This is a genomic window from Fuscovulum blasticum DSM 2131, from assembly GCF_003034965.1.
Classification (GTDB): Bacteria; Pseudomonadota; Alphaproteobacteria; order Rhodobacterales; family Rhodobacteraceae; genus Pseudogemmobacter; species Pseudogemmobacter blasticus.
Map to the genome: position 1 here is coordinate 229,667 of NZ_PZKE01000004.1, position 13,392 is coordinate 243,058.

Annotated in this window: 14 protein-coding genes; 13 read left to right on the forward strand and 1 reads right to left on the reverse strand. The window is 67.9% G+C overall.

What is annotated here, in order from left to right:
- Window positions 1-5: 5 nt before the first annotated feature.
- The 13 genes from C5F44_RS06290 (at window position 6) to C5F44_RS06350 (ending at window position 12,324) form a co-directional block, all read left to right on the forward strand.
- On the forward strand, window positions 6-2,123 hold the full coding sequence (locus C5F44_RS06290; RefSeq protein WP_107672652.1) for a RelA/SpoT family protein: 2,118 nt from the start codon (window positions 6-8) through the stop codon (window positions 2,121-2,123).
- Window positions 2,124-2,161: 38 nt separating this feature from the next.
- Window positions 2,162-2,821 carry a DUF2062 domain-containing protein gene (locus C5F44_RS06295; protein WP_235822540.1) on the forward strand — a complete coding sequence of 220 codons (660 nt, stop codon included), beginning with the start codon at window positions 2,162-2,164 and terminating at the stop codon, window positions 2,819-2,821.
- Window positions 2,822-3,121: 300 nt separating this feature from the next.
- On the forward strand, window positions 3,122-3,817 hold the full coding sequence (locus C5F44_RS06300) for a DUF2062 domain-containing protein (protein ID WP_228156729.1): 696 nt from the start codon (window positions 3,122-3,124) through the stop codon (window positions 3,815-3,817).
- Window positions 3,818-4,021: 204 nt separating this feature from the next.
- Entirely contained in the window at window positions 4,022-5,644 is a 1,623-nt protein-coding gene (locus C5F44_RS06305) for a Hint domain-containing protein (RefSeq protein WP_107672653.1), read from the forward strand.
- A 119-nt stretch (window positions 5,645-5,763) separates the two neighbouring features.
- Window positions 5,764-6,519, forward strand: coding sequence for a pyridoxine 5'-phosphate synthase (locus tag C5F44_RS06310; protein ID WP_107672654.1), 756 nt, complete (start codon window positions 5,764-5,766; stop codon window positions 6,517-6,519).
- A gap of 19 nt (window positions 6,520-6,538) precedes the next feature.
- Complete coding sequence (acpS, locus tag C5F44_RS06315; RefSeq protein ID WP_107672655.1) at window positions 6,539-6,958, forward strand: holo-ACP synthase; 420 nt, start codon at window positions 6,539-6,541, stop codon at window positions 6,956-6,958.
- A 63-nt stretch (window positions 6,959-7,021) separates the two neighbouring features.
- On the forward strand, window positions 7,022-7,810 hold the full coding sequence (gene lepB, locus C5F44_RS06320) for a signal peptidase I (protein WP_107672656.1): 789 nt from the start codon (window positions 7,022-7,024) through the stop codon (window positions 7,808-7,810).
- Window positions 7,807-8,496: a ribonuclease III gene (rnc, locus tag C5F44_RS06325; protein WP_107672657.1), complete on the forward strand. Its 690-nt coding sequence runs from the start codon at window positions 7,807-7,809 to the stop codon at window positions 8,494-8,496. Before lepB ends, rnc begins: the two co-directional genes overlap by 4 nt.
- A complete protein-coding gene (gene era / locus C5F44_RS06330; RefSeq protein ID WP_107672658.1) occupies window positions 8,489-9,406 on the forward strand; it encodes a GTPase Era in 918 nt (305 codons plus the stop codon). The genes rnc and era overlap by 8 nt, the downstream gene beginning before the upstream one ends.
- A 57-nt stretch (window positions 9,407-9,463) precedes the next feature.
- Window positions 9,464-9,802 (forward strand): DUF1491 family protein, encoded by a 339-nt coding sequence (locus C5F44_RS06335; RefSeq protein WP_107672659.1) that lies wholly within the window; start codon window positions 9,464-9,466, stop codon window positions 9,800-9,802.
- 94 nt (window positions 9,803-9,896) lie between these two features.
- The gene (locus tag C5F44_RS06340; protein ID WP_107672660.1) at window positions 9,897-10,247 is read left to right on the forward strand and encodes a hypothetical protein; all 351 of its coding nucleotides are present in this window, start codon (window positions 9,897-9,899) and stop codon (window positions 10,245-10,247) included.
- Window positions 10,248-10,305: 58 nt separating this feature from the next.
- The gene (gene recO, locus C5F44_RS06345; RefSeq protein WP_107672661.1) at window positions 10,306-11,025 is read left to right on the forward strand and encodes a DNA repair protein RecO; all 720 of its coding nucleotides are present in this window, start codon (window positions 10,306-10,308) and stop codon (window positions 11,023-11,025) included.
- A gap of 78 nt (window positions 11,026-11,103) precedes the next feature.
- Entirely contained in the window at window positions 11,104-12,324 is a 1,221-nt protein-coding gene (locus tag C5F44_RS06350; RefSeq protein ID WP_107672662.1) for an MFS transporter, read from the forward strand.
- A 9-nt stretch (window positions 12,325-12,333) separates the two neighbouring features.
- Here C5F44_RS06350 and C5F44_RS06355 read toward each other — a convergent pair whose 3' ends face one another.
- Complete coding sequence (locus C5F44_RS06355) at window positions 12,334-13,350, reverse strand: SDR family oxidoreductase (protein ID WP_107672663.1); 1,017 nt, start codon at window positions 13,348-13,350, stop codon at window positions 12,334-12,336.
- Between the last annotated feature and the right edge of the window lie 42 nt (window positions 13,351-13,392).

Genomic DNA, 13,392 nt, shown 5'->3' on the forward strand with positions numbered 1-13,392 from the left:
CGTGAATGATCGACGTTGAAGACCTGATCGCCCTGGTTCGCAACTACAATCCGCGCTGCAACGGCGATCTGATCCGCCGGGCCTATGCTTATGGGCTGAAGATGCACGAGGGGCAGACCCGCAAGTCGGGCGAGCCCTATTTCACGCATCCCGTGGCCGTGGCCGCCATCCTGACCGAACAGCGGCTGGATGATGCGACGATTGTCACCGCGCTGTTGCACGACACGATCGAGGATACCCGGTCCACCTTTTCCGACATTGCCACCCAGTTCGGCGAGGAAGTGGCCGAGCTGGTCGATGGCGTTACCAAGCTGACCAACCTGCAACTGGGCAGCGCCCAGACCCAGCAGGCGGAAAACTTCCGCAAGCTGTTCATGGCGATGTCCAAGGACCTGCGGGTGATCCTGGTCAAGCTGGCCGACCGGCTGCACAACATGCGCACCATCCGCAGCATGAAGCCGGAAAAACAGGCCCAGAAGGCCCGCGAGACCATGGAGATCTTCGCGCCGCTGGCCGGGCGGATGGGGATGCAGTGGATGCGCGAGGAACTGGAGGATCTGTCCTTCAAGGTTCTGAACCCCGAGGCGCGCAATTCCATCATCCGCCGCTTCCTGACGCTGCAACGCGAGACCGGCGATGTGGTGCACAAGATCACCGGCGACATCCGGCATGAGCTGGAGAAGGCGCAGATCGAGGCCGATGTCTATGGCCGGGCGAAGAAGCCCTATTCGATCTGGCGCAAGATGCAGGAAAAGGATCTGGCGTTCAGCCGGCTGTCCGACATCTATGGTTTCCGGGTGATCTGCGACAGCGTGGCCGACTGCTATCGCATCCTTGGCGTGATCCACCAGCGCTGGCGCGCGGTGCCGGGGCGGTTCAAGGATTACATCAGCCAGCCGAAATCGAACGGCTACCGATCCATCCACACCACGGTTTCGGGGCGCGACGGCAAGCGGGTGGAGGTGCAGATCCGCACCCGGCAGATGCACGAAGTGGCCGAGGCCGGCGTTGCGGCGCACTGGTCCTATCGTGAAGGCGTGCGGGCGCAGAACCCCTTTGCCGTGGACCCGGCCAAGTGGATTGCCAGCCTGACCGAACGTCTGGACGAAGAGGACCATGACGAGTTTCTCGAAAACGTGAAACTTGAGATGTATTCCGACCAGGTGTTCTGCTTCACCCCCAAGGGCGATGTGGTGCAACTGCCGCGCGGCGCGACGCCGCTGGATTTCGCCTATGCGATCCATACGCGCATTGGCAACGGCACGGTGTCCGCCAAGGTGGACGGCATCCGGGTGCCGCTGTGGACGCGGCTGAAGAACGGCCAGTCGGTCGAGATCATCACCGCCGAGGGCCAGCGCCCGCAGGCAAGCTGGATCGACATCGTGACGACGGGCCGCGCCAAGGCCGCGATCCGGCGGTCCTTGCGCGAGGAAGACCGCGGGCGCTTCGTCAAGCTGGGGATGGAGCTGGCGCGGGCGGCCTTTGACCATGTGGGCAAGAAGGCCACCGACAAGGCGCTGCGGACGGCGGCCAAGACCATGGGGCTGGCCGACGAGACCGATCTTCTGGCGCGCATCGGCAGCGCCGAGGTGGCGGCGCGGCGCGTGGTTGAAACGCTGTACCCCGAACTGGCGATGGCCACGACCGAAGTGGTGGATGCCAAGCGCCCGGTGGTGGGGATGGAGAACGACCAGTCGATCCGCCGCGCGCCCTGCTGCCAGCCGCTGCCGGGGGAACGGATCGTCGGCATCACCTATCGCGGGCAGGGCGTGGTGATGCACGCGATCGACTGCCCCGCGCTGGAAGAGTTCGAGACCCAGACCGAACGCTGGGTGGACCTGCACTGGAAGGCGGGCCGCCATGCGCCGGTGAACACCGTGTCGCTGGAGCTGACGATTTCCAACGATGCCGGCGTGCTGGGCCGGATCTGCACCCTGATCGGCGAGCAGAAGGCGAATATCTCGGATCTGCGGTTCACGGATCGCAAACCGGATTTTTACCGGGTGATCGTTGACGTGGACCTGCGGGATGTCGAACATCTGCACATGATCATGACCGCGCTCGAAGCCGAGACGGATGTGGCGCAGGTGTCCCGCCACAGGGATGCCACGCGCAAGCCCTGAGGCCCTTTCGGGCCTTTGACGCCTGGAAAGGACACCGCTTGATTTTCCGACGCCGCGACAAACCGGCCCTTGCCGAACGGCTGCGCGCCCTTGTCTGGCCGCGCGGGGGCTGGGGGCGGGGCATCCGCTATGTCTGGGCGCGGATGACGCGGCTGCCCGATCCGCCGCACCGGATTGCGCGGGGCATCTGGGCGGGGGTCTTCGCGTCGTTCACGCCGCTGTTCGGGGCGCATCTGGGGCTGGCGGCCGTGCTGGCCTGGGTCTTGCGCGGAAACGTGATCGCCGCGCTGCTGGCGACGCTGGTGGGCAATCCGCTGACCTTTCCGCTGATCGCGGTGGCCTCGATCCAGTTGGGGCACATGATCCTTGGAAATGCGGTGGATGCGCCGCCGACGGCGGACATCCTGTTCGTCTTTGGCCAGGCGGGGGCCGAGTTCTGGGCCAATGTGCGGGCGATGGTCACGTCCGAGCCAACGCAATGGGGCCGGCTTTACAGCTTTTATCACTGGTATTTCCTGCCCTATCTGGTGGGCGGTCTGGCACCGGGTCTGTTTCTGGCGACCGCCGGCTATCTGGTCAGCCTGCCGATGATCACCGCGTTTCGTGCCCTGCGCGACCGCCGCCGCCGCGAGCGGGCGGAGCTGAAGCGGGCAAGGCCGGTGCCGCTGCCGGGGCAGAGCCCAACCCGGCCGGTGTAAGGGGGCGCCGGGTCAGGGATTGCCGATCCCGCGCATTTGTTCGTTGATCGGCGGGCCGAAGGCCAATATCCCCGGACAGCGCGCCTTGCGACGGCAAACCGGAACTTTACCGGCGGGCCATTGACGCAGGCGCGGGCGATGTCGATCTTGGGCAGGGGCCCTGACCGCAATCCGGGCGGGGCCGGCGGATATGCCCCTGGCCGGCGCCGCGTTTGTGATGTGCAGGCCCCGAACGGGCGGGCCGGTCCCTGCGGGCCGGAGAGGAAGGACGAAAGATTGGTCTTCAAGCGCAGAGATCCCTTGGGTTGGGGCGCGTGGCTGCGCGAGCAGGTCTATCCGCGCAGCGGCATCCGGCGCGCGGTCCTGTATGTGATCTACCGTATGCGGCGGCTGCCCGATCAGCCGCATCGGGTGGCGCGCGGGGTGTTCGCCGGATCTCTGATCGGGTTCCTGCCCTTGCCGGGGATGCAGTTCCTGGCCGCCTGGGGCGCGGCGCGGCTGATCCGGGGCAATGTGCTGGCGGCGCTGCTGGCCACGTTCAACACCAACCCGCTGACGACGCCCTTCTTCGCGGTGCTGGCCATGTCGCTGGGCCACTGGATCATGGGGATCGAAAAGCCGCTGTCGGCCGAATACATCGGCATGGCCTTTGCCAATGCCGGGGCCGACCTGTGGTACAACATCAAGGCGGCCTTCGGCCCGGCCCATGCCCAGTGGGAAGGGCTGATCCAGTTCTGGCATGAAATCTATGTGCCCTATTTCATTGGCGCCCTTGGCCCCGGCATCGTGCTGAGCGCGGTGGGCTATTTCGTCACCATCCCGCTGGTGGAAGCCTATCAGAAGGCCCGCGCCGCCAAGGCAAGCGAGCGGAGCGAGCGGCGGATCAGCCTGCGCAAGGCGCTGGCCGAGGCGGCCGCGCGGGTGGCCCATCGCGACCGGCCCGGCGCGGCTGACGCGCCGCCGCCGGGCGAAGCGGGATCGAAGGCGCCCGATTAAGCAATATTAACGAATTCTGTTCCGAATCTGCGCAACAAATGGTAGATGTTGTCCGCTGTGGGGCGGGGATCCGTACATTTTGAGTCAAGAGCTTTGGTTGCCGGCGCCGGGTGCGCCATGCGGGCAGGTGGGATTCGGGCAGAACATGCGGGCGGAGCGGGCGACAGCCGCTGACGCCAGCCCCTTGGTTTCAGGGGGGCCGGCATGGCGGTAACCGGCACGGCCAATGACAGCAACAACACGCTGTCCAGCAACGCGGCGTCAGACAGTATCCAGGGGCTGGGCGGGAACGATTCGCTTGTCGGCAACGGCGGCGATGACACGCTTTATGGCGACCGGAACGTCCTGAGCAACGGCGCGCTGGATTCCAACCAGGGCGCGGGCGGTTGGTCGCTTGGAACCGTGAACGGCTGGACCAATGCGGGGTCGGGCGGCCAGATCGAACGCTGGGGGGCGGGGTTCCAGGGCCTGACGCCCGCCGACGGGACAAGTTTCATCGAGCTTGATGTCAATTCCGGCGGTGCGGTCGATTACATCACCACGACGGCCGCGCTGGCGACCGGCACGACCTATGTCCTCAGCTTTGACAGCGCGGCCCGGGCCGAAGCGGCGGGCGATTCCTTTCAGGTGGTGGTCAACGGCACGGTGGTGGCCACCGTCACCCCGTCTTCGACCAGCCAGTTCACCACGACATCGGTCACGATCACGGGGGGCAGCGGCACCGACACCATCGGGTTCCGCGAACTTTCGGGCGAGAACAACTCCTATGGCGTGCTGCTGGACAATGTGCGCGTCACGCTGACGCCGGCCTCGGCGGCGGCCAGCGGGCTGAGTTACAACGATACGCTGGATGGCGGCACCGGCAATGACCGGATCTATGGCCAGGAAGGCGATGACCGGCTGATCGGCGGCACCGGCAACGATTACATGGAAGGCGGCATCGGCAACGATGTCTTTGCCCTGGGCGACGGGTCGGGCAACGATGTGGTTGGCGATTTCGTCATCGGGCAGGATCTGCTGGATGTCTCGGCCCTGCATGATGCCGGCAATGCGCCGGTGAATTATCAGGATGTCACCATCACCTCTGACGGGCAGGGCGGTTCGATCCTGACCTTCCCGAATGGCGAGCGGGTCACGCTGCGCGGCATCCAGCCCGCCCAGGTGACCGGCAAGCCCAATCTGGCGGCGATCGGGATTCCCTGTTTCGCCGGCGGCACCCTGATCGACACGCCGAAGGGGCCGGTCGCGGTTGAGGCGCTGGGTCCGGGCGACGAGGTGCTGGCCGCGCCCGAGGGGCCGGGCGGCCCGCCGCGCGCGGTGCGGGTTGCGCGCGTGTTCCGGCGCGAGGTGGACGAGGGCTGGCTTGCCACCGAGCCGAAGCTGCGGCCGGTCCGCATTGCCGCAGGGGCGCTGGGCAAGGGGTTGCCCCGGCGCGATCTGCGGGTGTCGCGCCAGCACCGGATGCTGGTATCCTCGACGATCGCGCAGCGCATGTTGGGCTGCGACGAGGTGCTGCTGCCTGCCGTTCGCCTGCTGGGACTGCCCGGAATCGCGGTTGAGGATGGGCTGTCGCCGGTGGTCTATCATCACATCCTGCTGGAGCGGCACGAGGTCATCTTTGCCGAGGGCGCCCCGACCGAAAGCCTGCATATTGGCGCCGAGGCGCTGCGCCTGCTGGGGGTTGAGGCGATGCTGGAAATCGCGCGGCTGTTCCCCGAACTGCTGGGCGACGGGCCGGGGCAAACCGCGCGGCCGGTGCCCGGGGGGCGGCAGCAGCGCCGGCTGGTTGCGCGGCATCTGCGCACGGGCCGGCCGGTGCTGGCCTGACCGTCAGGCGGTCTGCGCACCGGCATCGGGGAACGGGCATCGGGGAACGGGTTGCGGTTGGGCCGCCCGCTGGCCTAGTCTGCCGGGGATGCGTGTGGCATCGCAACGCGGGGGCGGTCATGGTGACGGGCGGCAGACTGAGGCTGGGTGTGAACATCGACCATGTGGCCACCGTGCGTAACGCGCGGGGCAGCGCCTGGCCTGACCCGCTGCGCGCCGCGATCCTGGCCGAAGCGTCGGGGGCCGATGGCATTACCGCGCATCTGCGTGAAGACCGCCGCCACATCCGCGATGCCGATATGGAGGCACTGCGGGCCGGGATCGGGATTCCGCTGAACTTCGAATGTGCGGCGACCGACGAGATGCAGGCCATTCTGCTGCGGCTGAAGCCCCATGCCGCCTGTCTGGTGCCCGAAAAGCGCGAGGAACGCACCACCGAGGGCGGGCTGGACGTGGCGGGCGACGTGGAGCGGCTGACGGCCTATCTGAGACCGCTGCGCGAGGCGGGCATCCGGGTCAGCATGTTCATCGGCCATGATGCGCGCCAGATCGAGGCCAGCGCCCGGATCGGCGCGGCGGTGGTGGAGCTGCACACGGGGCATTATTCCGACCTGCTGGCCGAAGGCCGCTGCGACGAGGCCGAAGAAGAACTGGCCGCGCTGCGCCGGGGGGCGGCACAGGCGGCGGCGCTGGGGCTTGAGGTGCACGCCGGCCATGGCCTGACCTATGAGAATGTCGAACCCGTTGCCGCCATTCCCGAGGTGATGGAGCTGAACATCGGTCATTTCCTGGTGGGCGAGGCGATCTTCCGCGGCCTTGGCCCGGCGATCGAGGAGATGCGCCGCCGGATGGACGTGGCGCGGGGCCGGGCGTGACCGGACGGATGGCCGCGGCATGATCCTGGGCATCGGCAGCGATCTGGCCAATATCGACCGGATCGAAGGCGCGCTGGCGCGGTTCGGCGACCGCTTTCGCAACCGGGTGTTCACCGAGGCCGAGCAGCGCAAGGCCGAAGGCCGCCAACAGGTGGCTGCCACCTATGCGAAACGCTGGGCGGCGAAGGAGGCCTGTTCCAAGGCGCTGGGCACCGGGCTGCGCATGGGCATTGCCTGGAAGGACATGGCCGTCACCAACCTGCGGTCGGGGCAGCCGGTGATGCATGTCACCGGCTGGGCGGCCGAGCGGCTGGCGCAGATGACGCCCGCCGGACACGAAGCGGTGATCCATGTCACCCTGACCGACGACCACCCCTGGGCGCAGGCCTTCGTGGTGATCGAAGCCCGCCCCCTTGGGCCGCCTGCGGCGGGCGGTTGACTTGACTCCACCCCCCGCGCGGCGCAATGACGCCGCAAAGACCGAGGCAGAGGCAGCACAGACATGGCATCGAAGACCAAGGGCGAAGGCGGGATCGTCGAGACGATCAAGACGGTATTCTGGGCACTGGTGATTGCCGGCCTGTTCCGCACCCTGTTCTTCCAGCCGTTCTGGATTCCGTCGGAATCCATGAAGGACACGCTGCTGATCGGCGACTTCCTGTTCGTCAACAAGATGGCCTATGGCTATTCCAAATACTCCTGCCCCTTCGCGCTGTGCCCGATCACCGGCCGCATCCTGGGGTCTGAGCCGGAGCGGGGCGATGTGGTGGTGTTCCGCCACCCGGTCAACGGCACCGATTTCATCAAGCGGCTGATCGGCCTGCCGGGCGACAAGATCCAGATGAAGGATGGTATCCTTTACATCAACGGCACCGCCGCGCCGCAGCAGCCCGATGGCATCTTCGAGGAAGTGTTCGAGCCGCAGGGCCCGATGCGCAACCGCCCGCGCTGCGAAAACGGCGCCGTGGCCGAAGGCGGCATCTGCCAGAAGTCGCGCTTCATCGAGACGCTGCCGAACGGGCGCAGCCATGACGTGCTGAACATCGACGCCAACGGCTATGCCGACAACACCGATGTGTTCACCGTGCCGGACGGCCATTACTTCTTCATGGGCGACAACCGCGACAACAGCCAGGACAGCCGCTATTCGCAGGCCTCGGGCGGGGTGGGCATGGTGCCGGCCGAATATCTGATCGGCCGCGCCGACCGGATCATCTTCTCCTCGGCCGGGGCCCGGATGTGGTATTTCTGGACCTGGCGCGCCGACCGCTTCTTCAAGGCCGTCGAGTGAGGCTTGCGGCCGATCTTCAGGCCTTTCAGGGCCGCATCGGGCATGTCTTCCGCCGCTCGGATCTGCTGATCCGTGCGGTGACTCATGCCTCGCTGTCCTCGGCCACGCGACCGCATAACGAACGGCTGGAATTCCTGGGCGACCGGGTGCTGGGGCTGGCGATGGCCGACGCGCTGTTCGCCGCCGACCCGACCGCGACCGAAGGCCAGATGGCGCCGCGCTTCAACGCGCTGGTGCGCAAGGAAACCTGCGCCGAGGTGGCGCGGGAGCTGGGCCTGGGCGATGTGCTGAAGCTGGGGCGCAGCGAGATGCTGTCGGGGGGGCGCCGGAAAGAGGCGCTTCTGGCCGATGCGATGGAGGCGGTGATCGCCGCCGTCTATCTGGACGCCGGGTTCGAGGCGGCGCGCGCGCTGGTGCTGCGGCTGTGGGGGCCGCGCATCGGCGCGGTGGAGCCCGATGCGCGCGACGCCAAGACCGCCTTGCAGGAATGGGCACAGGCGCGCGGTATGCCGCCGCCCGCCTATGTGGAAACCGGCCGCACCGGGCCGGACCACCAGCCGGTGTTCACCGTGCGGGTGACACTGGAAAACGGCGCGGGCGAAACGGCGCAGGCCGGATCGAAACGCGCGGCAGAACACCTTGCAGCCAAGGCGCTGCTCACGCGGATGGAGGCGGGACATGACTGAAACCACACGCGCGGGCTTCGTGGCCCTGATCGGTGAGCCGAATGCCGGCAAGAGCACGCTGCTGAACCGGATGGTGGGGGCGAAGGTCAGTATTGTCACCCACAAGGTGCAGACCACGCGCACCCGGATTCGCGGGGTGTGCATGGAGGGGCAGGCGCAGATCGTGTTTGTCGATACGCCGGGCCTGTTCCGGCCGCGCCGCCGGCTGGACCGGGCCATGGTCAAGGCGGCCTGGGGGGGGGCGGCGGATGCCGATATCGTGGTGCTGCTGGTCGAGGCGCATCGCGGCCTGACCGAGGGCGCGCAGGCGATCATCGACCGGATGGCCGATCAGTTGCCGCGCGACCGGCCGGTGGCGCTGGCGATCAACAAGATCGACCGGGTAAAGGCGGAAACCCTGCTGGCGCTGGCCGAGGAAATGAACGGCGCCTATCCCTTTGCCAAGACCTTCATGATCAGCGCCGAAAAGGGCTATGGCGTGGCGGACCTGCGGGAATGGCTGGCGGCGGAACTGCCGGAAGGGCCGTGGTTCTATCCCGAGGACCAGTTGGCCGATGTGCCGATGCGGATGATCGCGGCCGAGATGACGCGCGAGAAGCTGACGCTGCGGCTGCATGAGGAGCTGCCCTATCAACTGACCGTGGAAACCGAGAAATGGGAGGACCGGGCGGATGGCACCACCCGGATCGACCAGGTGGTCTATGTGGCGCGCGACGGGCACAAGGGCATTGTGCTGGGCAACCGGGGCGAGACGATCAAGGCCATCGGCGCGGCGTCGCGGGCCGAGATTTCCGAATTCCTGGGGCGCACGGTGCATCTGTTCCTGACGGTGAAGGTGCGGCCGAACTGGCTGGAAGAGGCCGAGCGCTATTCCGAGATGGGGCTTGAGTTCAAGGATGGCGATGCCTGAGGGCGCGCGCAAAATTCTTCGAAGAATTTTGCAGGTTCCTTCGAAGGAACTTGCCTCGTGACGCCCCGGCTGGCGTCGGGGCTGTGGGTTTCGGCCTATATGGCGCGGTTGCAGGCGGCGGCGATCCCGGCCTATCTGGCCCGGCGCGGCGATGCCACGGCGGGGGCGGTGATCGTCAAGCTGGCCACGCTGGACGGGCAGGCGCGGGCCTATGTGCGGCGCTGGGACTTTGCCAGCGATACCCGGCTGTGGGCCGTGCTGGCCGAAGGCGACGAGGCGGCGGTGGATGCCGCCCTGGCGCGCGAGGGGGCGCGCGACCCCGACCTGTGGGTGGTCGAGATCGAGGACCGCGCCGGCCGCACCCTGCTGGACCAGGACGGTCTGGCCGAGGGCTGAGCGGCATAACACCTGCGTTACATTGCCGGTGCAGGATCGGGGCGGCATTGTGCCCAAGGCCCGGCCTTCCGATCTGGGGGGCAGAGGAACCCCGATGACCGATCCGCTTCGCCCGCAGCCTTCGCCTTCGCGCGCCACGCCGCGGCAGCGCCGCCATGCCCGGCTGATGCGCCAGTTCGACAAGCTGCGCCGCATGTTGCCCTGGCTGAATGGCTGGATCCGGCATCTGCAATCCGACCGGGCGGCGCTGATCCGTCTGCCCATCGCGATTCTGCTGACGCTGGGCGGGATGCTGTGGTTCCTGCCGGTGCTGGGCCTGTGGATGCTGCCGGCCGGGCTGATGCTGCTGGCCATCGACATTCCGGCCTTGCAGGGGCCGGTGGCCGTGGGGTTCATCCGGGTCCGCCGCTGGTGGGCGCGCAAGCGGCGGCAGTGGCGGTCCTGAAGCGGGCCTGACCCTGCCGGCCCTTGCGGGGGCGCGGTGCGGCGCCGATAGTTGCGGCATGGAGTGGCGTGAGGAAGGGCTGCTGATCGCGATGCGCCCGCATGGCGAGACGGCGGCGATCATCGAGGTGTTCACCCGCGGCCATGGCCGCCATGCGGGGGTGGTGCGGGGCGGGGCCTCGCGCCGGATGGCGGCGCATCTGCAACCGGGCACCCAGGTCATGGCCGACTGGCACGCCCGTCTGGGCGAACATATCGGCACCTTCACCATCGAGCCGCTGAAAAGCCGCGCCCATGTGCTGGGCGACCGGCTGGCGCTGGCGGGCCTGTCGGCGGTCTGCGCCCTGCTGCACACCACCCTGCCGGAGCGCGCGCCCTGCCCGGCGCTGTGGCTGGCCACCATGCCGCTGATGGATGCGCTGGGCGAGACGGACTGGGCCAGCGCCTATCTGCGCTGGGAGTTGCGGCTGCTGGAGGAGCTGGGCTACGGGCTGGACCTTTCGTCCTGTGCGGTGACGGGGGCGACCGAGGGGCTGGCCTTCGTCAGCCCGCGCACGGGGCGGGCCGTCACGCAGGCCGGGGCGGGCGACTGGGCCGAAAAACTTTTCCCCTTGCCCGAGGGGATGGCGGGGCAGGGGCCGCTGGCGCCGCAGGCCGTGGTGCAGGGGCTGGCGATCACCGGCCATTTCCTGACCCGCGAACTGGTGGAAACCCACCACGGCCGCCCCCTGCCCGAGGCGCGCGGGCGGCTTCTGGACCTGCTGGCGCGCGCCGGCTGAAGGGATTTTCCGCAGCGACGGGAAATGTCGGTTTCGTGACAGACGCGACATGGCGCCGCAGGGCTGGATGGCATCATCATGGCCGTCCGCTATATCCCCCTGGCGCTGAAGCACAGCGCACCCCCCCGGATCGAAAACTTCGCGCTGCTGGCGGGGCTTGAGGCGGCGGTGCGCGGCACCCTGATCAGCGCCATGCCGATTGCCGTCTACAAGGCGCTGGGCGATGATGCGCAGGCCACCTCGGCCGCCTATTTCGCCGCCGGAATCGTGGCGCTGGTCTGGGGGCTGATGGTGCCCTGGGCGACGCGCTGGATTCCGCGGCGATGGACCTATAGCGCGGGCTGCGGGCTGTATGTGCTGGGCATGGCGCTGGCGGTGATCGGCACGCCGCTGGCCATTCACGCGGCGCTGATCTGCAACGCCATGGCCACGGCCACCACCTTTGTCTGTTTCAACGCCTATGTGCTGGATTATGTGGACCGGGTGAACCTGGGGCGCAGCCAGTCGGTGCAGATGGTCTATGCGGCGCTGCCCTGGTCGCTGGGGCCTATGACGGGCGTCTGGCTGCTGGGTGAATGGCACGCGGCGCCATTCCTGCTGGCGGGCACCTTCGCGCTGTTGCTGCTGGCGGTGTTCTGGGTGCTGCGGCTGGGCAACGGCAAGCAGATCACCCGCGCCAAGGGGCCGGCGGTGAACCCGCTGGGCTATCTGGGCCGGTTCTTCCATCAGCCCCGGCTGATTGCCGGCTGGTTCTTCGCGGTGATGCGGTCCTGCGGCTGGTGGGTCTATGTCGTCTATCTGCCGATCTTCTGTGTCGAGGCGGGCCTGGGCGACCATGTTGGCGGCATCGCGCTGTCGCTGTCGAACGCCTTTCTGTTCGCGGCGCCGGCGGTCAACCGCTGGGCGCGGCGGCTGTCGGTGCGCCGGTCGGTGCGGCTGGCCTTTCTGGGTTGCGGCACGCTGATGCTGTCGGCGGCGCTGCTGTCGGTGCTGCCCTGGGCCACTGTGGTGCTGGTGTTCGGATCGTCGTTCTTTCTGGTCATGCTGGATGTGGTGGGCGGCCTGCCCTTCCTGATGTCGGTCAAGCCGTCCGAGCGGACCGAGATGAGCGCGGTCTATTCCAGCTTCCGCGATGTGTCGGGGATACTGACGCCCGGCGCGGCCTGGCTGGTGCTGTTCATCCTGCCGCTGCCCGGCATCTTTGCCGCCAGCGCGGCGGGGCTGTTCGCAAGCTGGGCGATTGCGGGGCGGCTGCATCCACGGCTGGGCGCGGCCCGGCCGTCGCGCGGCGGGGCCTGAGAGGCGGCGTCAGGCCCAGATGCGGCCCGATGTCACCAGCCAGTCGGCGCTGGCCTTCAGGGCCTGCGAGACGGGGATGAAGGTCATGCCCATTTCCTGCACGGCGCGCAGGTTGGACACCCGTTCCAGCCGCCCCAGCTTGGGCAGAAGCGCGCGGATCGACGGATCGAAGGGCGCCATCAGCCGCAGCAGGAACCCCGGCGCTTCGCGCGTGGGGATGCGGCGGGTGGGATAGGCGGCCTTGAACAATTGCCCGATTCCCGCCAGCGGGATTGACCCGGCGGCCGAGATATAGCGTTTGCCGGCGGTTTCGGGCCGGTCCAGCGCGCGCAGGTGCATTTCGGCCACGTCGCGCACATCAACCACCGGCAGGCCATAGGGCGGCAGCATCGGATCGCGGCCCTTGAGGATGCGTTCGATCAGCCCGAGAGACGATCCGAAATGGCCATCCAGCGGTGGGCCGGCGACAAGGCCGGGGTTGATGGTGGTCAGGCCAAGACCGTTGGCGCGGGCAAAATCCCACGCGGCCTTTTCCGCCAGTGTCTTTGACTTGGCATAGGCCGTGGTGCCGGGGGCGGCCAGATCGCACCAGTCGTCTTCATCCTGCAGGGCATCCTTGCCGTCGTTCAGCACCGCCACGCAGGAGGAGGTGAGGATCACCCGCGTCACGCCCGCCGCCTGCGCCGCGCGCAGCACGCGCAGGGTGCCTTCGACTGCGGGGCGGATCAGCGCCTGTTCATCCTTTGGCTGCACCAGCGGAAAGGGCGAGGCGCAGTGGATCACCGCCGTTACCCCGACCATCGCCTCGGGCCAGCCTTCGTCCCGCTCCAGATCGGCGACGGCAAAGCTCAGCCTGTCCAGCGCCGAAGCATCGGGCAGGTGGGGGCGCAGGGCGGCGCGCACTTCCTCGGCCCGGTCGGGGCTGCGCAGGGTGCCGCGCAGGCTGTGGCCCCGCAGCAGGGCGGCAAGGGCGATATGCTTGGCGATGAAGCCTGACACCCCGGTCAGCAGGATCGTTTCGGTCATGCGTGCTGTCCTCCGACCGCTTCCTTGCTAAAACCTGCGCGT

Coding starts and splice junctions, on each gene's coding strand:
- C5F44_RS06340 (WP_107672660.1), top strand. CDS start 9,897: ATGACCGATCCGCTTCGCCCGCAGCCTTCGCCTTCGCGCGCCACGCCG.
- acpS (WP_107672655.1), top strand. CDS start 6,539: ATGATCCTGGGCATCGGCAGCGATCTGGCCAATATCGACCGGATCGAA.
- C5F44_RS06350 (WP_107672662.1), top strand. CDS start 11,104: ATGGCCGTCCGCTATATCCCCCTGGCGCTGAAGCACAGCGCACCCCCC.
- C5F44_RS06310 (WP_107672654.1), top strand. CDS start 5,764: ATGGTGACGGGCGGCAGACTGAGGCTGGGTGTGAACATCGACCATGTG.
- C5F44_RS06305 (WP_107672653.1), top strand. CDS start 4,022: ATGGCGGTAACCGGCACGGCCAATGACAGCAACAACACGCTGTCCAGC.
- lepB (WP_107672656.1), top strand. CDS start 7,022: ATGGCATCGAAGACCAAGGGCGAAGGCGGGATCGTCGAGACGATCAAG.
- recO (WP_107672661.1), top strand. CDS start 10,306: ATGGAGTGGCGTGAGGAAGGGCTGCTGATCGCGATGCGCCCGCATGGC.
- C5F44_RS06355 (WP_107672663.1), bottom strand. CDS start 13,350: ATGACCGAAACGATCCTGCTGACCGGGGTGTCAGGCTTCATCGCCAAG.
- C5F44_RS06290 (WP_107672652.1), top strand. CDS start 6: ATGATCGACGTTGAAGACCTGATCGCCCTGGTTCGCAACTACAATCCG.
- era (WP_107672658.1), top strand. CDS start 8,489: ATGACTGAAACCACACGCGCGGGCTTCGTGGCCCTGATCGGTGAGCCG.